Source organism: Salipaludibacillus agaradhaerens, assembly GCF_002019735.1.
GTDB classification, from domain to species: domain Bacteria; phylum Bacillota; class Bacilli; order Bacillales; family Salisediminibacteriaceae; genus Salipaludibacillus; species Salipaludibacillus agaradhaerens.
The window spans coordinates 1,434,555-1,455,962 of sequence record NZ_KV917378.1; the positions used below are offsets into that span (position 1 = coordinate 1,434,555).

At 38.3% G+C, this 21,408-nt stretch carries 17 protein-coding genes; 4 read left to right on the top strand and 13 right to left on the bottom strand.

The window, feature by feature from the left end; genetic code table 11:
• Nucleotides 1-114: 114 nt before the first annotated feature.
• The 7 genes from BK581_RS06995 to BK581_RS07025 form a co-directional block, all read right to left on the bottom strand.
• Nucleotides 115-915 (bottom strand): FixH family protein, encoded by an 801-nt coding sequence (locus BK581_RS06995; protein WP_078577492.1) that lies wholly within the window; start codon nucleotides 913-915, stop codon nucleotides 115-117.
• Between the two features lie 551 nt (nucleotides 916-1,466).
• Entirely contained in the window at nucleotides 1,467-2,639 is a 1,173-nt protein-coding gene (locus BK581_RS07000) for a glycoside hydrolase family 53 protein (RefSeq protein ID WP_078577493.1), read from the bottom strand.
• Nucleotides 2,640-2,661: 22 nt separating this feature from the next.
• Nucleotides 2,662-4,725, bottom strand: a complete 2,064-nt coding sequence (locus tag BK581_RS07005) for a beta-galactosidase (RefSeq protein ID WP_078577494.1) — start codon at nucleotides 4,723-4,725, stop codon at nucleotides 2,662-2,664.
• A gap of 100 nt (nucleotides 4,726-4,825) precedes the next feature.
• Nucleotides 4,826-5,671 carry a sugar ABC transporter permease gene (locus BK581_RS07010; RefSeq protein WP_095995536.1) on the bottom strand — a complete coding sequence of 282 codons (846 nt, stop codon included), beginning with the start codon at nucleotides 5,669-5,671 and terminating at the stop codon, nucleotides 4,826-4,828.
• Entirely contained in the window at nucleotides 5,668-6,966 is a 1,299-nt protein-coding gene (locus tag BK581_RS07015; RefSeq protein ID WP_078577495.1) for a carbohydrate ABC transporter permease, read from the bottom strand. The genes BK581_RS07010 and BK581_RS07015 overlap by 4 nt, the downstream gene beginning before the upstream one ends.
• Before the next feature lie 80 nt (nucleotides 6,967-7,046).
• Complete coding sequence (locus BK581_RS07020; protein ID WP_078577496.1) at nucleotides 7,047-8,321, bottom strand: sugar ABC transporter substrate-binding protein; 1,275 nt, start codon at nucleotides 8,319-8,321, stop codon at nucleotides 7,047-7,049.
• Nucleotides 8,322-8,608: 287 nt separating this feature from the next.
• Nucleotides 8,609-9,436, bottom strand: coding sequence for an AraC family transcriptional regulator (locus BK581_RS07025; RefSeq protein ID WP_078577497.1), 828 nt, complete (start codon nucleotides 9,434-9,436; stop codon nucleotides 8,609-8,611).
• A gap of 269 nt (nucleotides 9,437-9,705) precedes the next feature.
• Here BK581_RS07025 and BK581_RS07030 point away from each other — a divergent pair, with 269 nt between their 5' ends.
• Both BK581_RS07030 and BK581_RS07035 read left to right on the top strand, forming a co-directional pair.
• Nucleotides 9,706-10,494 (top strand): hypothetical protein, encoded by a 789-nt coding sequence (locus BK581_RS07030; protein ID WP_078577498.1) that lies wholly within the window; start codon nucleotides 9,706-9,708, stop codon nucleotides 10,492-10,494.
• A 610-nt stretch (nucleotides 10,495-11,104) separates the two neighbouring features.
• Entirely contained in the window at nucleotides 11,105-11,887 is a 783-nt protein-coding gene (locus tag BK581_RS07035) for a formate/nitrite transporter family protein (protein ID WP_078577499.1), read from the top strand.
• 111 nt (nucleotides 11,888-11,998) lie between these two features.
• Here BK581_RS07035 and BK581_RS07040 read toward each other — a convergent pair whose 3' ends face one another.
• The 4 genes from BK581_RS07040 to BK581_RS07055 all read right to left on the bottom strand — a co-directional run bounded on the left by BK581_RS07040 (nucleotide 11,999) and on the right by BK581_RS07055 (nucleotide 16,403).
• A complete protein-coding gene (locus tag BK581_RS07040) occupies nucleotides 11,999-13,402 on the bottom strand; it encodes a phospholipase D-like domain-containing protein (protein WP_078577500.1) in 1,404 nt (467 codons plus the stop codon).
• A 25-nt stretch (nucleotides 13,403-13,427) separates the two neighbouring features.
• The gene (locus BK581_RS07045) at nucleotides 13,428-14,816 is read right to left on the bottom strand and encodes a HAMP domain-containing sensor histidine kinase (protein ID WP_169837593.1); all 1,389 of its coding nucleotides are present in this window, start codon (nucleotides 14,814-14,816) and stop codon (nucleotides 13,428-13,430) included.
• Entirely contained in the window at nucleotides 14,809-15,507 is a 699-nt protein-coding gene (locus BK581_RS07050; protein WP_078577502.1) for a response regulator transcription factor, read from the bottom strand. The genes BK581_RS07045 and BK581_RS07050 overlap by 8 nt, the downstream gene beginning before the upstream one ends.
• Nucleotides 15,508-15,728: 221 nt before the next feature.
• On the bottom strand, nucleotides 15,729-16,403 hold the full coding sequence (locus tag BK581_RS07055; RefSeq protein ID WP_078577503.1) for a GTP pyrophosphokinase: 675 nt from the start codon (nucleotides 16,401-16,403) through the stop codon (nucleotides 15,729-15,731).
• 211 nt (nucleotides 16,404-16,614) lie between these two features.
• On the opposite strand from BK581_RS07055, the gene BK581_RS07060 reads away from it, so the two are divergent.
• Together BK581_RS07060 and BK581_RS07065 are read left to right on the top strand one after the other, a co-directional pair.
• The gene (locus BK581_RS07060; RefSeq protein WP_078577504.1) at nucleotides 16,615-17,145 is read left to right on the top strand and encodes a GNAT family N-acetyltransferase; all 531 of its coding nucleotides are present in this window, start codon (nucleotides 16,615-16,617) and stop codon (nucleotides 17,143-17,145) included.
• 79 nt (nucleotides 17,146-17,224) lie between these two features.
• A complete protein-coding gene (locus BK581_RS07065; RefSeq protein WP_078577505.1) occupies nucleotides 17,225-18,430 on the top strand; it encodes a cation:proton antiporter in 1,206 nt (401 codons plus the stop codon).
• A gap of 188 nt (nucleotides 18,431-18,618) precedes the next feature.
• Here BK581_RS07065 and BK581_RS07070 read toward each other — a convergent pair whose 3' ends face one another.
• A complete protein-coding gene (locus BK581_RS07070) occupies nucleotides 18,619-20,325 on the bottom strand; it encodes an adenine deaminase C-terminal domain-containing protein (RefSeq protein ID WP_078577506.1) in 1,707 nt (568 codons plus the stop codon).
• A gap of 18 nt (nucleotides 20,326-20,343) precedes the next feature.
• The gene (locus BK581_RS07075) at nucleotides 20,344-21,405 is read right to left on the bottom strand and encodes an ABC transporter ATP-binding protein (protein ID WP_078577507.1); all 1,062 of its coding nucleotides are present in this window, start codon (nucleotides 21,403-21,405) and stop codon (nucleotides 20,344-20,346) included.
• Between the last annotated feature and the right edge of the window lie 3 nt (nucleotides 21,406-21,408).

Genomic DNA, 21,408 nt, shown 5'->3' on the forward strand with positions numbered 1-21,408 from the left:
TAAACGACTAACAAAAAAGGCATCATCCAAATGAATGATACCTTTGCGAGATCTAAAAACAATCCTTCTTATGATCGTTATTTAAGCGATTATAGTATTAAGCTTGGAAAAAGATTAATTCACTTGAATTAAATACTGGACATGCTCATGAAGGCTATCATCTTCAAGGTGAACCATCACATGGTATTCCCCTTCATCTTCGAACAGATGAACGGCTTCATACAAGCCAGCTTCCACTTCCTCGGCAGGAATCCACTCGTGGCGTTCATCGCCATGCTTCCAAATTTCATATTGGACTTCTCCATCCGACCAGGCCTCTTCTTCCCACTCCACATAAGCAGTTAGCGTCACCTCATCTCCAACTTCGGCTTCCTCTCCAGCTCGCCAATCAAGTGTCATATTCTCATGTAAATGACCTTGTTCATGACTATCTCCTTCGTGATCATGATGATCATTATTTTCTGCCGCATTGTTTTCTTCTTCATTTTCCTCTGTCGTATGGCCAACTGTTATTTCTTCAACTGGCATCACATGTGAGCCTCTTGCAGTTACATGGGGTTGTACCATATAGACCCCATTTTGAGAGAATTCATACGTCACTTCATATATTCCCTCTTCTCCCGGAAGGTCTGCCTCGATCATATCACTATCAGCTTTTTCCCCATCCAACCAAACTTCAAAAATAACTTCAGAAGCATCATCTACCTTTTCATCCCCTTGTAAAACAAGAGCCTGTAAAACGACTTCTTCCCCTAGTTCAGCTGTCTCAGGAATATTAATTTCAGCTTCTAATGGTTCTAAGTTCACATCATTAACATTCACCGCCCCAGAACTATTATCTGGTTCCCCTTGTCCACAAGCTGTTATTAGACCTGCTAATCCAATAACTACTAAACTAGTCATTACTCGCTTCATTTCCTCACCCCATGTTATTAATATTACTACTTTTACTATAGTAAAAATATATCCATTGAAAGCATACACGATTTTACAGTTAAGCGCCACCAATAGCTTGGTGTTCACATTTTCGTCACATTTGTCCCCGTCATCCTTCCTTGGGTAAGTTGAACTCTGTGAGGTAAATTTAGAACTTCTATGAACAAAGATCAAATCTCTCAGACACTAGTTCGTCTCTCCTCTTCCCTTACCCTCCCCTAGTTTTCTTATTTCGAGCTCAATCAGAACTGCTTTGTTCAGTCGTTCTAAATTTATCAGCCAATGACTTATTAAAAAACTCTCTAGCCACACTTTATTATTTTAGTAAAGAAAACGAGCTTTTCTCATAGACAATACTAGTGAGAAAAACTCGTTTAAATTTATTACAGATAGCCCTCCGTAAAACGACCATCTCAAAATAGAAAGGATCATCTATTTAGGCGAGAGCTAACGACCACTAAAGTCATGAATCAACTCCACGATCAATCAGTGGGATAGGAACGAAAACGACCACTAATTGAAGGTTTGTGTTACTCATTAAAAATCTTTAATGATGGTAAGGCATTACCGTCAAAATCAAACAATGTTTGGTTGTCCCATGCATTTCCTTCGCCATCTTTCCAACCAGCATTTTCAGCCGGTATCCATGTTGGTTCCCAATAGAAAAAACCTCTGCCATGATCATTTGGCACACCATGTATGACCGACATGACATCTTCTAAAAATGCTGTCTGTCCTTCAACAGTGGCCGGATAACCGCCTTCAACCTCTTCCTCTGTACCGAATATATTTGGAAAACCATCCCCCTCTTCCAATGTGTGAGCATAGGATGTTTCAACGACAATCACGTCTTTATTATATCTCTCACTGATGTCATTCAAGTTAGCTTGTAAGTCATTTAGGGAGCCATGCCAATAAGGATAATACGATAGTCCAATGACATCAAAGTCATGGACACCGTGAGCTAACATCTCATCAAACCACCAACGATACAAGTCATTGTCTCCTCCGTCTGCCAGGTGTAGCATTATTTCCACACTATGATTCTCTGGCAATGTGTCGTGAACGGCATCAATACCTGCATTTACTAACTGTAAGAGATTTTCAAATCCACCGTAATCTACGCCTTGTTCTTCTCCCCATGTTTTACCGTCTGGCCACAGCATGCCAGACTGAATTTCATTACCGATTTGAATCATATCTGGCAGGCCATCCACTTCTTCTAGCACTTGTAACGTTTCAGCTGTGTGGTCATACACAACATCGACTAATTCATCAAACGTCAAGTCTTCCCAAGCAGTCGGTTTGTTTTGTCTTTCAGGATCAGCCCAAAAATTTGAGTAATGAAAATTTAAGAGAAAGCCCATATCGTGTTCTTTTACGCGCTGTGCCATCGTGACTGTTTCCTCTAGGTCATTGGCACCGCCAACATTAACTGGGTCTTCCCATATTTTCAAACGTATATAGTTAACACCGTTATCTTTCAATATTTCCAGAGCGTCTTTCTCTACGCCATTATCGTAGAATGTCCCTCCGCCTCTTTCTACTTTTTGCAGTAAAGAGACGTCCGCTCCTTTAATAAAGGTTTCATCTACTTCTTTTTCACCCTCTGAAGCTAAAACGGTAAAAGAAAGTGCGGCGGCTGTCGAAAAAGCTAAAACACTTAATACTGTGCCTAAAATAAATGTCCGTTTCTTTTTCATCCACTATCACCTCATTAAAGAATTAATTGGTTGATGATCCTTTCAATACAGCAATACCGTATGGTTTTAAGCGAATCTCCGCGCCACTTTCCTCGTTATCTATCAGGTCAATAAACTGCTCACCTACTTCCACTGTTTGACTCTCACCTGTAAAGTTCATGAGAAATAGATAATCTGTTTCACCATCAGTACGCTTTTGTAAGGTAACGCCTGTAGGCAAGTGACTATTTAAGTGACGCTTCAGGCCTGCTTTGAAACTAATTTGCGTGTAAAATGCTTCGTAAAAATGTTGACTACCGTGTGCGGCTACATAGTAAGCTTGACCTTCACCATAAGCATGACTTGTAACAGCTGGCTTTCCAGCATAAAAATCATGTTCATACGTTGCAATAGTTTCTGCTCCTTCCAAACGGATAATGTCACATAACTCATAGACATTGTACTCCCCAGTCATATTAAGGGTGTTATCATCAGTCGCCACCATAACGTTCGTTTCATGATCATACAAAGCATCAATTTCTTCTGAATAAATACCTAACGTTTTCCGCAATGGTTCAGGGAAACCACCTAAATATACAAGATCATGTTCATCGACAATACCTGACCAATAAGTCGTTACAAAATGACCACCAGCAGCTACAAAAGCTTCAATCTTATCACTCACACCTGTTTTCATCATATAAAGCATCGGGGCAATCACAAGCTTATACTTTGAAAAATCACACTGAGAGTCAACTATATCCACTGAAATCCCTTGCTCCCAAAATGCTTGATAGTGTTGTCGAACCGTTCTTTCATAATGAATACCAATATTACGAGGACCTTGAGAATCTTTCACAGCCCAACGATTTTCCCAATCAAATACGATGGCAACCTCTGAATGAACAGATGTACCTGCCACATCACGCAATTGTTCCAAAACTCCACCTAATTCGCTTACCTCTCGAAAAACGCGCGTATCCTCTCCTCCTTTATGGTCAATGACAGCGCCATGAAGTTTTTCACTCGATCCTCTACTTTTTCGCCACTGAAAATATTGCACTGTATCTGCCCCATGAGCCACAGCTTGAAGGGAAGAAAGCAGATGCATGCCCGGCTTCTTTAATTTACTTATGTTTTGCCAGTTCGTTAAGCTTGGAGTGCTTTCCATGAGCATAAAAGGTTGCCCGTCTTTTAACGAGCGCATTAAATCATGGTTAAATGACACCCAAGAAGCTAGATTTGAAGGGGGTTCCCCATCGTGCCATGTTGGATACGAATCCCAAGAGACGACATCCACATGCTTAGCAAACTCCCAATAATTTAACCCTTCAAACGCTTCCATAAAATTCGTCGTTACAGGCAATTGATTGGCCTTTGTACGAATTCCCTCAACTTCGTGCTTAAAGAAATCAATTGTTTGATCTGTTACAAATCGATTCCAGTCGAGATTAAGCCCGTGAACTGATCTTTCACCATGAGGGGCCGGTGACTCAATTTGCGACCACGATGTTATTGTGTGACTCCAAAATGTCGTCCACCAAGCATGGTTCAATTTGTCAAGCGTCCCATATTTATTTTTAAGCCACATTCTAAAAGCTTCCTGACAATAGTCACAATGACAGTCACCTCCATACTCGTTTGAAATATGCCAACCGATAACAGCAGGATGGTCAGCATAACGTTCTGAAAGCTTCCTATTCATGATCGTCACTTTCTCTCTATAAATCGGGGACGTAAAGCAATGATTATGTCGTTCACCATGTAAATTTTTGATCCGATTTTTCGAAGTGCGCAGTACTTCCGGGTATTTCTCAGACATCCAAGCAGGCCTTGCCCCACTTGGCGTCGCTAAAAAGACATAAATATCGTTTTCATATAGCGTATCTAACACATTATCAAGCCATTCGAACGTGAACATCCCCTCTTCTGGCTCTAGAGATACCCATGAGAATATTCCTACAGACATGACATTGCAGGAGGCTTTTTTCATAAGACGTATATCTTCTTCAAATACACCAGGATAATCAAGCCATTGTTCAGGATTATAATCAGCACCGTGTAACAATCCTTGGATTTTATCACTGATGAAAGGGAATTTTTTCATAAAATCACATCACCTTTACATTCATTAATAAAGCTAAGCTTCAATCAGTGGGGGTTTTACTGCCCCTTAAGAGTGGGATAAAATGAGACATCACAAGCTCTTAACCTTTCGTACCACCAGCTGTTAGACCGGAAATAAGATACCGTTGTAAATATAAAAATACAGCGGCAATGGGAATAGCCACGAGAATCGCTCCCGCTGCAAAACGCGTAAAATTGTTATCGAATTCATTACTCACAAAATTAAACAATCCTAAAGCTAACGTAAAATTCTCTTCGCTTCTCAGCACAATTCTCGGTAATAAGAAATCCATAAACGGCGTCATAAATTGGAACAAGGCAACCACTGAGATTATGGGCTTAGCAAGAGGGATCATAATCGAATAAAAAACTCGTAACGGGCCAGCGCCGTCAATCCTTGCCGCTTCATCTAACTCTTTCGGCACTGTATCAAAATAACCTTTTACTAGAAACGTCATCATTGGCACACTAGCCCCGACATAGATGATAATTAACCCAACGAGATTATCGATAAGTCCTACCATATTTAATAAAAGGTAGATTGCCACCATCGCCATTAATATGGGGAACATTTGTAACACTAATAGGATAAATAAGCCGTTTTTCCTACCGACAAATTTAAACCTTGAAAAGGCATATGCAGTCAATGTAGATATGACTACTGAGAAAAACGAGGTTGCAGTCGCCACGATTAAACTATTTTTATACCATGTAACATAACGTCCCCGTGGATCATCAAAGAACAGCCATTTAAAATGCTCTAAACTCCAATTTTCCGGGATCATTGTAGCTGAAAATAAGCTTCTTCCTGGGTTAAGGGACATACCAACAGCCCATAAAAGAGGATAAGCAATGATGACAAACATAATTGCAAATACCCCATAAATCGCTGCCACTTCAAGTTTACTTTTTGTTTTAGCCTTCAATATACTTCACCCTCTTCCTTATAAGAACGGGTTCTTCTAAATTGTAAGAAAGCAAGTAACCCTATGATCAATCCGATAATCATAGAAATGGCAGCCGCCATACTATAATTTTGTTGGGAAAAAGTAAGATTGTAGACCCAAGAGATAAGAATATCGGTTCCACCTGCATTTTGTCCGCGAATAGCAGGTCCACCCTCATTAAAGAGATAAATAATATTAAAATTATTAAAGTTATGCGTGTATTGCATAATCATCAACGGTGCTGTGGCAAACATAACGTGTGGAAACGTTATTTTAGTGAACTTTTGCCACCTTGAAGCCCCATCCACATCTGCAGCTTCATACCATTCATTCGAGACACTTTGTAGCACACCTGTAAATAAAGCAAACACAAACGGGAATCCAAGCCAAACTTGAATGGAGATGATTGCGACTCGTGTCCAGAAGACATCTGTTAACCATGGAATGCTCATATTAAATAGCGGTTCCATAATCTGTCTATTAATCGCACCAAATCCATCATTAAACATAGCTGCAAAAATGAGGATAGATACGAATCCCGGCACAGCCCAAGGTAAAATAAGCATCGTTCTTAATGTTTTCTTAAATTTGATCCGCTTATCGTTCACGAGAACCGCAAGGAACAAGGCCAAAGCGATTTGAAGTGTGGTAGCGACAAGTGTCCATATAATCGTCCAGCTAATAACACTTAAGAATGTATTTTGCCAAATTGGTACAGTTGCAAGCTGTATAAAATTATCGAAACCTACCCAATCCAACAAAGCTGCCGGAGGGGCGTTCCTCAATCGATAATTCATAAATGCTAAAGATAGCATAAAAGCTAGCGGTAAAATAATCGCGAACACGACTAAGAAAAAGCCTGGACCTATGAGAAAATATGGAAATGTCTTTTCGTAAGTGTTGTGAAACGACTCTTTTAAAGAAGGAATCGTAAAACCACTCTTTAATTTTTCTGCATCTTTATAAGCGTCTCGTAAATTAATGCCATAGAATAATAGAGCCATTATTAAAAGAAAGATCGTCACAAGCCCTTGAATAATTAAAACGAGAGAATGATCTCTCCCCACTTGTGTACCGAGTGTAAAAATCCCCCATAATCCCATATCGATAAAATCTGTAAAGGCAATAATAAAAGCGAAAAAAAGAATAAAGAAGATACTTCCTTTATAAAATTTACGATTGTAAAATTGTCCTATACCTGGAATGATTGATAATAGAAGTGCTTGCAGCGGCTTATGATTAGTAAAACGGTGTGTATCTGGATCTGTTCCCACCCTGCTAGCCTCCTTTCTATAATTTAAACAGAAAGGAAAGTGTAGAACTTCCCTTTCCCTATAGCATTCTGAAGGGCTAGTTAATTCATCATGTCAATATAATCATGAATTTCTTCAACAGCTTCTTCTAGAATTTCTCCTGGATCTTGTCCCTCAGCGTTGAATTGTAAGGAATCTTCCATCGGGTCCCAAACTTGTCCCATTTCAGGAATATTTGGCATTGGCTCCGCTGATTGAGATTGCTCTAAAAAGGCTTCTGCAAACTCGTCTTCTACAGTAGCGTCAGGTCTAGCAGGAATTTCTCCGGTTTCTTCATAGTAGTAAGATTGAGCGTCAGCTGTTGATAAATACAGAGCTAATTGTGATGCCCAATACGTGTTTTCTGAGTAATTCGATACGAGCCACCCTTTGACACCTGCAAATGGTGTTGGCGTATTCCCGTTAGACAGCTCAGGAAGTGGCGCAACGCCTAGACTATCACCTAACGCCTCTGAATAAGACGCCATTGCCCATGGACCAGAAACGGCCATCGCGACTTTTCCATCTGTAAATAACCCATTAATCACGTCTTCATCAACACTACGGGGTAAAATTCCCCGTTCGAATAATGACTGAACTTCCTCATAGGCTTCAACAGCACCATCATTATCTAAACCAATATCGTCAATGTTATAATTTCCTTCATCATCTTGTGAGAAGACATAGCCTCCGTAGCCACCGATCCATGGATAAACATGGTAAAAATTCAACGCTTCAAATAAAAAACCATATTCGTCATGACTAGCATCTGTTAACGAGTCTGCCAACTCGTAAAGCTCGTCCATCGTTTCTGGGACAGCGTCTATAAGATCTTTATTATAGTAAAGAGCTGTATTTTCCATCACGAGGGGTGCGCCATAAACTTCGCCATCTAATGTAAATGCTGTGACAGCTTCTTCTGTATACTCAGCAAGAGTATCTTCATCTACCTCAAGAGGAGCTAATAAGTTTTGTGACGTCAAATCTCCGAGTCTATCATGTGGCTGAAAAATCACATCCGGTCCTATACCGCCTGGAGCATCTAACGCAAATGCTTCATCTTGATCGGCCATCAAATAGGCTGTCACTTCTACTTCAATACCGTATTCATCCTCAAACTGTGAAACTAACTCTTGAACGGCCGCAAACTGATACTCATCATCATTAGCCCAAATCTCTAACGAGTCAGGTTTTTCCGGTTCTCCTGTTTCATTATGATCATTGACAGTATTATTGGCATTTGACGTTTCTGTCTCTGTGTCATCATCCGGTCCACAACCAGCTAAAGCTGAAACGACAAGAATTGACATCCCTAAACTTACTATAAATCTTTTCATCAAGATTCAACTCCTTTTTTATTTTTTACTAGTAACACACTTAAATTATAAGCGCTTACATACCTCTTTTAATATAAAATAACTCTTAATTTTTATGAAAAAATGAAACAAATTAGAGTTATCCTTTAAAGGAATAGAGACACAAAATGAATAATTAATCATTATTAAAAATTCAATGTATATCTTTATTTATAAGGTTTAAAATCTAAACACTTCATAATAAATCTTTTAAAACTCAAATTTCGGGTGATACAACATTATAAAAATATGATACTTTATTAATTAAATTAACTGTGAAGGATACGATACTTTCTGGGCGTAATCCCCTCTTTTTTTCTGAACGTAGCAACAAAATTACTAACATCATTAAATCCTACTAGAGCAGCTACTTGATTGAGGGGAATCTCTTGATTCGATACTAAAATTTCTTTAGACTTTCTTATTCTAAGCTGAATTAAAAATGAATAAGGGCTAATACCAAAGGTATCTTGAAAGAGTCTATTTAAGTATTGAGGACTCATATTCATATGATTGGCAATATCCTGCAAACCTATATTATCGGCATAAACAATTTCCAACCAATCTACAACAGGCCGAACCTTCGTATAATTATGAGAAAGCGAAGGCTGATTGTTAATTTTCCCATAAGTTCTCAATTTAATTAAGAAATGATACAAGTAGCTAGATAGCTCTAAACGTGAGAATTCAGACTCCACCTCCACTTTATCGATCATTGCTTTCATTATATTGTAAAAATGCTTATCTTTGTTTTCGTTATACACAGCTGAAAAATTCAATTCTAATGCCTTTAAAATGGAGACAACAGAAACACCCCCAAATGTGATATAGGCAGTAGACCATAAAGAGCCATTCGTATAATAAGAATGGGGTGTATATGGCTTGAGGAAGATGCCTCTTCCCGGTGTCATCATATAAGATTGACCGTTAAAAGTGAAAGTTCCCTTTCCTTCTAACGTTAATAGCCAGTGAAAGTAAGGATACCCCTCCGGTCTTGTGAACTTTTGTTCCTGTGGATTATAGCCAACACTTTCTACAAATAACGGCAAGTTTTGTTCACCAGCTACAAAGGTGAACCTCTTTTTATGAAAATACATTACTAAATCACCTCTTTACTTTAAGCCTTCAATAACCATCAGAACATCTTTGTGTATTGTCAGTATGTCTAAGAACTTCTATGTGTCGTTCAGTTTTATTATAAACCAACCTTCAATCAGTAGCTGCTTTCGTTCTTCTTTCACTGATTGATAAGGTCCGTGATTAAGGAGATGAGCATCCGTTATCTGTGATAAAATACTTTATATCATAAAGGAGTGGGGATAAAAGGCATTTCCTCCCATTTGAAAAGACCAGGAGGCTAATCATCATGGAAAAAGAGGTCCATAAAGTAAGATCACGTGCTAGACGCTTTAAGAAATTATTTGAGAAAATCTCCATTAATGCGCTTCCGTGGGAAATTGACGGTATACATTATTTTATGGTGAATTATCTTAAATTTAATAAGCTCCAGGGGACAGCCATTTTCTCCCCGAAAAAACGGGACGAGCATCCTGCTTCTGCCCGGGAAGCCCACTCCCCACTATTTCAATTTTATAGGCTTATGAATGAAATACATGTAGTAGGTAATAGAAGAGCCACCATTGATCCTACTTATTTTGAACACCCCCTTTCTCTTTCTAGTGAGGTGGAAAATTCTGTTCTACAAGAAGGACATGCTTTTCTCACCACGTTATTTCATAAACAAATTCAGCTTAAGCATGTTTATGCTCATTTTTTCGGAGAATTAGCTAAACTGCGTCAAGATTCCAAACCATTATCACAAGTTCATCTAGACTTGGCAATAACGACGATTGCTGAGCTTGAGCTCTATAATTATGAAATAATGAAAGAGACAGCAAAGCATATACACGTGCTAAAAGATTGGATAAGCGCTATGAAACATGAAAAACTATGGGAAGAGATGTCTCAAAATCAACGTGTCTTCTTTCAACAAATGGTGCAAAATGAGCAGAAGATGAAGGAACAACTTAAAAGCCTGTCAATCACCCATCAGGCAAATCGAGATAAATTGTTAAAATCGACTAAGAAAAAATATACCAACTTCTTAAAGGAAGAACGGGTTAAAGACTTTGCCAGTCTTCGTTCCCCACGGTAAAGCCCATTTCCCCCCAAAAAGAAGATCAACTTAGTGATAAATATCCTTCTGATTATTTGAAGTACCTTTGCCCCCATCGCACTGGGTGTACAATGGCATAATCTTCGCACCTTACCTTATCAATTACTCGCACATACTCCTTGTATAAGGTGGCGTCAAAGAGCTAGGAAATCACGTAATCCTAGCTCTTTCATTTGGAGAAAAAACTTAACGCTAAATTCTGTTATAGTCCCCTACAATCAACTGTTTTTCATAAACTCAAACAAAGAAAACCCTTTCATATCAATATTTTTTTACCCTGTAATTAATTTACTTTCAAAAAATACCTTGCACTCTCTATTAATTATTGATAGAATTTATTCCATTAACGCAGTTAAATATTTGGTTAAGATTTGTTCAACATTTCACAAATTCGGTATGTTTATGCTTTTTAATAAGTGTTGAAAAGTGACTTTAGCACTTAGTAACAATCCCCTGGCTCTATAAAGGAATGTGTACCCCTATTGACCTGTACGGTTTGCAAGTTAACACGTGCTGCAGGTTTTTTCAATTTGCTTCACTAAAATGTTTCGTGTCACGAATTATATTGCTAGAAAGAAGGATTACACCTATGGAAACCACCTCATTAGAAAAAGTAGAACAGTTAGCATTAAAAAAAGAAAAAATATTTAAAAGTGGCATCTCACGCTATTTACTCCGTGCTATTCTTGCCAGTATGTTCATTGGATTCGGCGTCATTGTAGCCTTTAAGACGGGAAGTTTTTTTTATACAGAAGCGCCGCCCTGGACTTATCCTATGGCCGCTCTCACCTTTGGGAGTGCCATTATCTTAATTGCGTACGGTGGCGGTGATTTGTTTACCGGTAATACCTTTTACTTTACTTATACAGCTTTAAGAGGAAAAATGAAGTGGTCACGAGTGTTCACCCTTTGGAGCTATACTTACTTAGGAAATATTATTGGAGCTGCCTTTTTCGCTTTTTTAATTTTTACAACAGGGTTATTTAATAGTCCCGATGTAAACGCCTTTCTTTTAGGAGTTGTTGAAAAGAAAATGACCGATCCCACAATGGAGCTTTTTTTTCGCGCGATCCTTTGTAACTGGCTCATTTGCTTAGCCTTTTTCTTGCCGATGTCTATGAAAGAGGATATGGCTAAAATAATAACAATGGTGCTATTCGTTTTTTGCTTCTTCATCTCCGGCTACGAACATAGTATTGCAAATATGTGTACGTTCGCCATTGCATTTGTGTTAAATCCGCCTGATGCCGTCAGTATTCAAGGGATGATATACAATCTTGTGCCTGTTACACTTGGTAATATAATCGGTGGGAGTGTGTTAATGGCAGGTGTCTATTACTATATAAACAAGCCATTTCTATCAGATAACTAGATTACGAGCTTACCAATCTAGCATAAAAATAGCTGTCTCAAAAGAATTCTCTTTTGTAGACAGCTATTTTTGCATTCATTCTTTTTATGAGTGTGACTTCTTTCTTAGAAATCAAAGTAAACTTTCAATAAAAGGCACGAAAGAGGCGAGTAGACGAAGGACAGCACGTTTAAAAAAACTGACGCCTTCATTTTCATCGATTTCTTGGATGTTGTCCTTAGTCACGAGATGTGTATCCGCCTGCAAGTTAGTAATGTGACCTTCTAAAGCGGATGCAAACTCTTCCCCTTCTAAGACGATAACTGTTTCTGTATTTAAAAAGGCACTTCGTGGATCCACATTAAACGACCCTATAACACTATAATAAGAATCGATTATGAATGTTTTTCCATGAATTGATCCTTGTCCTGCATATTCATATAAGTCCACTCCATTTTCAGCTAGATTTTCACGATATCTCTCATAACCAGAATAGGCCAAGAGGTTTGGCGTGACTTTTTTTGAATTAGTCAGGACATCTAACTGCACAGCATCTGTTATCTTCTGTTGAAATGGAGACGTCATAACATCAGTAGGAATGACGTATGGGCTTTGAATCAAAACAGATTCTTCTGCGTCTTTTATGAGGCTCATGAGGTTTTGCCAAATGGCAGGCGAGTGGTTCATTCGCTCAATAGGATTATGCCAAATTTGAATCCCTTTCACTTGGATAGCCTCTTCTTCCCACTCACCCACGTTTAGATGAACAACCTTTTCAAATGTGTCATGTGCTTCATGTAACATGACCTTCTTCTCAGTAGCCGCTCTCTCTCGATAGAGCGATGGAACAAAAATCGGTTCATAGGAATAATCATGGTTAAAAAGCTCGTCAAAATATTGACTCATCTCCGTAATGGCAGACCTCTGATCGTCTCGTGCTGTTTCCTCTTTAATTAAGATGATATCCCTATCATAGACTGTATCGTCTACATCTGACTTAAAATATTTATCACCTATATTACGTCCACCTGTCATGACATAGTGATCATCTACAATTAATAACTTATCGTGCATACGATTATGCCAAGTATACGGTCGAAGCGGGTTAAAGGGTTCATAATACTTTAGCGTAATGTTTGGATGGGTGGATAACATGTAAGGTATGACCCTCAAATCACCTCTCATGTTATGTAACATCCCATCAAATAAAATTTCAACTTCCACCCCTCTATCCGCCGTTTCAAAAACAGCACCCATAAAAGCATCGGTCCAAACACCTGCATGAAAAGTATGATAGGTAATAGCTAAACGTTCTTCTGCTTTTTTTAACAAATCTAAACGTACGAAGCCAGCTTGCTCATTGTCTTCTATAATAACTACCTTCTCCCCGGCCATGAGCATCTTGTTCGCCATACCCTCATTTTCTGCCTGAGGATAAGATGGGAAATAGTGAAACATAAAGCCTGCAGTTAAAAGTGAGAACATGATGTATAGAAACAAGCTCCTTTTTACGTTCTTCCAATACATATGCTTCATATATCTCACTCCACCGAAGATTGTATTATTTAGGTAGTGTTACTTTGAATGTGGTTCCGTGACCTTTTTTACTCTTAACACTAATAGAAGCACCGTGTAAATCTACAATTTGTTTCACAATTGATAAGCCAATGCCTGTTCCTGTTTTTTTAGAACGGGCTTTATCCGTTTTATAGAACCTCTCCCATACGTGCGACAACTCTTCTTCCGTCATCCCCACGCCTTCATCACACACATTTACATCCACATTATTGCTATGTTTATTAACTTCTAATTGAATAGCAGTGCCACTGTCAGAGTTTTGTAGCGCATTTTGCAGTAAATTCCCCCACACTTGAGCCATTCGATCTTCATCAGCATAGATATAAATATCCTCTTCTGTATTTAATGCCATATCTATCCCATGTTTTGAAGCAGTCGGTTCCATTTTAGCTAGCATTGTACGTAACTGTTCTGTCAAGTTATATCGCTTGCAATCAAGTTTCCAATTTCCTGCCTCAAGACTTGTCTGATCTAACAGATCATTCACTAGTTTCATAAGCCGATCTGTCTCATGACGCATGATTGTAAGATAATGCTGATGCTTTTCTTTCGGAATCGTGCCATCCATCATCGCACCTAAAAATCCTCTTATGGAGGTTAGTGGAGATCTCAAATCGTGGGATACGTTAGCGACGAACTCTTTTCGTAACTGATCAAGACTTCCAAGCTCTTTAGCCATATAATTAAATGTATGTGCCAGCTGCCCAATCTCATCTTTGCTTTCGACATGAATACGGGCTGAAAAATCACCTTTTGCATACTGCATAGCGACATTTCTCATGTTCGTTAATGGCGCAGTTATTTTTCTTGAAACGAAAAAAATCATGAGTGCTGTAATTAAAATAGTAAACCCTGCTGTTAAAAAGCTAATCCAAACAATTTGGCTCGATTCATTATCGAACTCATGAAAGAGCATCACCATCACATACTCTTCAACATCAGCTGTAGGAATAATGAGCGGCTCAGCAATCATATAAACGACTTGGGTCCCCTTACCTTGTATTCGCTTATTAACGCTCCCTTCAGCCAATACATGTTTTAAATCTTCCCTGGAAAAGCCAATACCTTCTAAGAAACCAGTATTATAAACGGGAGTGCCTTCCTGATTAAAAAGCAGAATTTGTCTATTTTCTTGATTCATACTCATTTCGAGCGACGTTTGCAACGTTTCTTCATTCCATCCTTGTTCTTTCGCATTTAAGAAATGCTCGATGAGCCGATCTTTTTGATGATCAAATGTCCTAGAGTATCTTGCCGTCATTTCATTATGAATAAGTGAATTTAATAATACCGCAAACACGACAAAGGATATAAGAAGAATTATTAAATGTGAGGAGAATAATTTTCTAAACATGCCTTTATTTTTAAACACGTTCATTCACCTCAAATTTGTAGCCGACTCCACGTATCGTTTTTAGTTTCCAATGCGGCCACTCATCCCCAATTTTTTCTCGAATCCGTTTAATATGGACATCAATTGTTCTGACGTCCCCTTCATAATCAAATCCCCATATTCTATCTACTAACTGCTGGCGAGTGAAGACCTGATTTTTTTCTGTAGCAAGAAAATATAATAATTCCAATTCTTTAGGGGGCAAAAAGAGAGAGTCCTCTCCCCGCCATAATTGATGTTGCTGAATATCAATTTCTAATTTTTCAAACTTAATCGGCTTTCGTTCTTGGTCATTCGGATGTGTCCGCCTCAGAATCGCCTGCATTCGCGCAATAATTTCTTTCGGTTCAAACGGCTTAACCACATAATCATCAGCCCCCATGTCTAGACCTTTAATTTTATCGTAACTTTCTCCTTTTCCAGTCAACATTAAAATAGGGGTTTGGCGTTCATCACGCCTGATTTCTCTACACACTTCCCATCCATCCATTTTCGGAAGCATAATATCTAAAATAACGAAATCTGGGTGTTCATCATAGTATTTTTCCCATCCTTCTTCCCCATCAATGGCGATCGAGACCTCAAAACCTTCCTGTATAAGATACAATTCTAATAGATCTGATATATAAGGATCATCTTCAACAATAAGCACGTGAAGCCTTTCTTTCATAATCTGCTCCCCCTTTTCTAGCATGTACTCATTAAGCTTACTTTAGCATAAGGAAAAGCTCATGAGACTAAATAACCCTATCTCATAAGCTTTCCTTTACTTTATAATAAACAGCTAATTAGCTGATAATTTTTTTGGCCTTTCACATAACGTTATTTTAATACCTAATTTTTCTAGTTTGTATTTAATTTCATATACGGATTTACGTGTGGGCATCTTTGTCATCTGTTGGCGCCTCCTCCGTCGTCATGGAAATACATCGGGATCACTTTCTTATCGTGATCTTCATCCAAGTGTTTTACCTGGTCATAAATAACTTTCATTTTATCATCCATCTCTTTAACTGTATCTGCAGCTTCCTTTAACCCTTTCTCAAGGTGCTTCGGAATTTTTTCATTGTATTTGTAGTAAATTTTATGTTCAAGGCTCGCCCAGAAATCCATCGCTAACGTTCGAATTTGTACTTCTACATAAACATTTTCTATGCCGTGGGATAGTGTTATCGGCACTTGAACAATAAGATGAAGACTTTGATAGCCATTAGATTTAGGGAAGCGTATGTAGTCCTTCACCTCAATGATTGTTAAATCTGTCCGCTTTGTTATCAAACTGTATAAGTGGTACACATCCGATTTAAAAGGCGTGACAATTCTCATCCCTGCAACGTCGAATAAATTATTTTTGGCATTGTTTACCGTCGGTCTCAAGCCTTTACGGTGAAGTTTATCAATCATACTTTTGGGTGTTTTCAATCGTGTCTTAACATGTTCAATTAAACTTTCTTCTCTCATATATTTCGTTTCTTCAACCATAATATTAACTTTTGTTTTTAGTTCATCTAGTGCAAATTTATACGGGAGTAAAAAATTTTTCCATATAGTCGCTTTATCATCCATTATTGTTCGCCTCCAAATAGAGATCTTACTTTCCAACTATCTTATTTGTAACTAAAAAAAGCTTATCAAATGAATATGAACAGAAAATGAACGAGTGAACTAATCCATATTTTTTTATAATTTACGGAATTTAATCCTTATTTACACTTCTTATTATAAAATAATGGGGGTAGACATTTTGTATCATGCACAGAACGGAGGTAGTAATAGAATGAAATACAACAAGAAAGATGGGTTAAGTTATGAAATACGGCCTGCAAACGAGCAAGATGCCCTTGAATTATCTCACGTAAGATGGCAAATCGATGGTGAAACTGACTATCTAGATAGAGAACAAGGAGAAGATTATTTAGATGAAGCTGGATTTAAAGAGCGTATACGTCAAGATAAAGTGACAATTAACCATCTATTTTTAGTAGCTGAAGTTGACGGACAAATTGTTGGCTTTTCTAGGTGTGAAGGCAGCCATTTAAAACGACTTTCTCATCGCGTAACGTTCGGTGTATGTGTTTTAAAATCATATTGGGGGTATGAAATAGGAAAAAACCTTTTAGGAGAGTCTATTCGTTGGGCTAAAAGTCAGCAATTAAAGAAAATGACGCTGCAAGTGCTTGAAAAAAATGAAAAAGCACTAAAATTATATGAAAATAAAGGATTTGTCGTGGAAGGTGTACTTAAAGATGATAAATTACTATCGGATGGTCATTACTATAACACCCTCCTAATGAGTAAGTTTTTATAATAAAGGGTAACTGACTTTAGGAAAACACCTAGTCTTATCAATTCTTATAAATCAGCATGTCTCATAGGAGGTCATCATTTTGGCACTGACACCTATTATAATATTACTATTCATCGGTTATATTATTTTCACCATCGATAAGAAAAAAGAAAATTTCCCCGTTCCAGCTATTTTAACGCTAGTTGGTATCGGACTATTTTTCGTCCCATACTTCTCTCAAGTTGAGGTCACACCAAATATTATCTATCATGTGCTCTTACCTGGATTATTGTTTACCTCAGCTTATCAATTTCCAATCGATGCTTTCAAGCAGCATGGTGGGCTTATTAGCTTCCTTGCCACGATCGGTATTGTCATCACTGTCTTAATGTTAGGAGCGGCAATTTTTGCATTAGCGGGACTATTCACGTCCTTGTCATTTATCGGAGCTCTGTTAATTGCAACTATGCTCACCCCCACAGATCCTGTTTCTGTTACAGCTATCTTGCAGCAATCTTCACGAGAACCACTGGTTGCCAATGTTCTTGAAGGTGAATCCTTAATTAATGATGGGACAAGTATTGTGCTGTTCACTGTTATTTTAAGTATTTTTCTCGAAAATAGTGCTCTTTCATTTACTCAAGTCCTTTGGGAGTTTGCATATGTCTCTTTTGGAGGAACTGCTATCGGCTTTTTGGGTGGCTGGCTATTTAGTAAAGCCATTCATCTCACACATGAACGCGACTACCAAGTCATGTTAAGTATTGTCGTCGCTTATGGCACCTTTAATGTAGCAGAATATATGGGTTTTTCAGGAGTATTAGCTACTGTGTCTGCCGGTATGATGTTATCCTTTGAATTTGGTCGCTTAATTAAAGAAGAGCACTTCCGAGACGCTCTCGATAATTTTTGGCGTATTGTTGAAGTTTCCGTATTATCTATCCTATTTTTACTTATTGGACTAGTAGCAGCAGATTATTTATCATTTAACTATTGGGTACTTGGTATTTTAATTTTTACCGTTTCAATCGGGATACGATGCTTCCTTATTATTACCACTACACAATTTTTCTCTAACTGGCGCCGTAAAATAGGATGGAAAACTGCTACCATATTAAGCTGGTCAGGAATTAAAGGGGCTGTTTCTGTCTTTATGATTCTATCAGTAAAAGAAGCCGGAAGTGGCACTGAAACAGATTTAATCATTTCCCTCACCTTTGCAGCATTACTATTGTCGCTCGTTATACAAAGTATTGGTGTATACCCATTGTCAAAGAAGCTGTTACGGTTAAGCCCTAAATGGTAGGCTTCCATCCACCTTTTTTCATCATTCATACAGGCTTAAAACGCAAAAAGTGCCGCTTTTTTTAATAAAGGTTGTCTTCCTGATAGCTTTTGCCTCAATGGAGGACACTGCCCTAATTGACAGAGTTGTTGAAAAAACAAGAGCTACTGCTGATAAAGCAGAAGTGCTCTTGATTTCTCTAAATATCTTTAATTAATAACTAGTGGAACGACTGCTCCTTTATTAACATCAATAAGACCAAAGTCGGTAATTTTCAGCGCTGGGCTGACTGGCAAAGACAACGTGCTGATAGACATAATGGCATTATAATGCTGGTAACCTAGCTTTTCTAAACTGTGCCGCAAACTCTCAACTTCTTCAGCTAGCGCTTCCAATGGCTTTTCTGAGAGAATCCCGCCAACAGGAAGCTCTACTAATTTCAGTACTTGCCCCTCATGTACAACACAAATACCTCCTTGATGACGAATAATTTCATTAGCCGCTATTTGCATATCCTGAGCATTTTGCCCGATAACGAGCAGATTATGATTGTCGTGAGAATAAGTTGTAGCCACCGCTCCCTTCTTAATGATATCGCCACCGATTAATCCGTATCCACGATTACCATTTTTTCCATACCGTTCAAACGTAGCAATTAATCCAAATGGACTCGTTTCCCATTGTAACTCCTGATTATGAATTGACACGTACTCTTGGCGTTCTTCTGTAAAAGTCGAACCGTCTTTCACCATCATGATCCGGCATAAATGCTGGCCGTTCTCTTTCGCTTGAGTAAGTGTGAAATCTTTAACAGAAAGCGGCTCTAAACGAACACTTCTATAAAATGTTTCAGGAAAGGCTGCATATGAGGTCTGGTCATATATTTCCCCACAACTGTAAACTTTTTTGCCGTCTTTATAGACGACATCTATAGAAAATTCTGACATATCACGCATCAAGATGAAATCTGCACACTTTCCTGGTGCGATGCTTCCTCGATCAAAGAGTTTCATACGTCTGGCAGGAGTATATGTACAGGCATATATCACTTGCTCAGGTGACATTCCCATGCTCATTGCTTTACGGGCAATGTGATTTAGGTGACCATGTTTTGTAAATGAATCAGGCATCACATCATCTGTAACAAAGCAAAAGTGTTCTGTCACTTGATGATCTATCAAATAATTAATAATTTCAGGGGAAAGGGATTTTTCCTGAATTTCAATAAACATCCCTGCGGCAATCCGTTCTTCCATCCCTTCAACTGTTTGATGAGTATGATCCGAATCCACTCCAGCATAGAGCATTTTCTGCAGGTCTACATCACGTAATTTTGGAACATGTCCCTCAATCGGCAATTCTGGATAACGCCTACGAATATGATTTATAATATCATTTGTCTTACCTGGCTCCCCTGAAACGACCTCTACATAGTTCATAATTTCACCCAAGCATAGAATATCCTTTTCACTAAGTAGCTCGTCAATGTCATCCTTTGAAATAGCTCCTCCCGCCGTCTCAAGACGTGTTGCTGGGACAGAGCTTGGAATACCGTAAAATATATCAGCCACACATCCTTGACTCGCCTTTATCATCTCTGTCACACCTTTAAGCCCAAAAACATTAGCCATTTCATGGGGTTCTGAGACAACTGTGGTGACGCCATTTTTGATCAACCCATGAGAAAAAGTTTCTGGCGTGACCATTGTACTCTCAATATGCAAATGAATATCAATCAATCCTGGAATCATATAATACCCTCTGCCGTCGATAACCTCATCTGCTCGAAAAGTCTTTCTTCCTTGCTTACCTACGTACAAAAATTTCCCATCTTTGATGGCTACATTTCCTTTGACAAATTTGCGGAAGTAGCTATTAAATATAATGACGTTCACTATTAAACAATCAACTTTCATTGTTATCACTCCTACGAATTACTCTACTAAAACAAGTTTATCTTCAGGAAATATAAGTTTTAAATGCTGTCCCACTTCAAATGGTGCTTCTGTTTCTTGATTCACTGTGAACGGCCCAATCGCTGTATCAACGATGAATTGATAACCTCTGCCAAGGAATGTACAAACTGTCACTGTTCCATTTAATACGTTCCTTTGATTTTTGACATTCCCTGTGACTACCTCAGCTTTTATATTATCTGGTCGAATTGCGGCAATTTTTGCTGAAGCGGATTGATCATCACGTCTATTAACAAAAAAATCAACGCCTTTCACCTGTAGTCGGACCGTATTTTCCAAGTTCTCTCGTTCATCAAATGTTATAAAATTTTTAAAGCCGATAAAGTCAGCAACAAATGTCGTTTTAGGCTGTTTATATATGATAGATGGTTCATCAAGCTGTTCAATAACCCCTTGATTCATAACGGCAACTTGATCAGATATTGAAAAACACTCTTCCTGATCATGTGACACATACACTGTTGTAATGCCTAATTCCTGCTGTATTCTCCTGATCTCCACTCTCATACTTACACGTAAATTAGCGTCTAAATTACTCAATGGTTCATCAAATAACAATAGATCCGGTTCAATAATCAGTGCTCGGGCGATAGCAACTCTCTGCCTTTGTCCTCCCGAAAGCTCTTGCGTAAAACGCTTTTCAAATCCGGAGAGATTAACAATCTCTAACATGCTTGCCACACGCTTTTCAATTTCTTTTTTTGACAGCTTTCGAAGTCTAAGCCCAAAAGCCACATTATCAAAAACAGATAGATGCGGAAATAAGGCGTAATTTTGAAAAACAAAACCAAAATTACGTCTATTAACAGGCACTTTCGTATAATCTGTCTCTTTAAATAAAAATTGACCTGATCGTGCTTCTAAAAACCCAGCAATCAAACGCAGTGTCGTTGTTTTTCCACAACCGCTTGGTCCAAGGAGAGAAATTAATTTTCCTTTTTCAATATCTAAATTAAAATTCTTTAAAATATCTTGTTTATGATAAGCTACGGACACGTCTTTTAACTGCACTAACGCCATGAA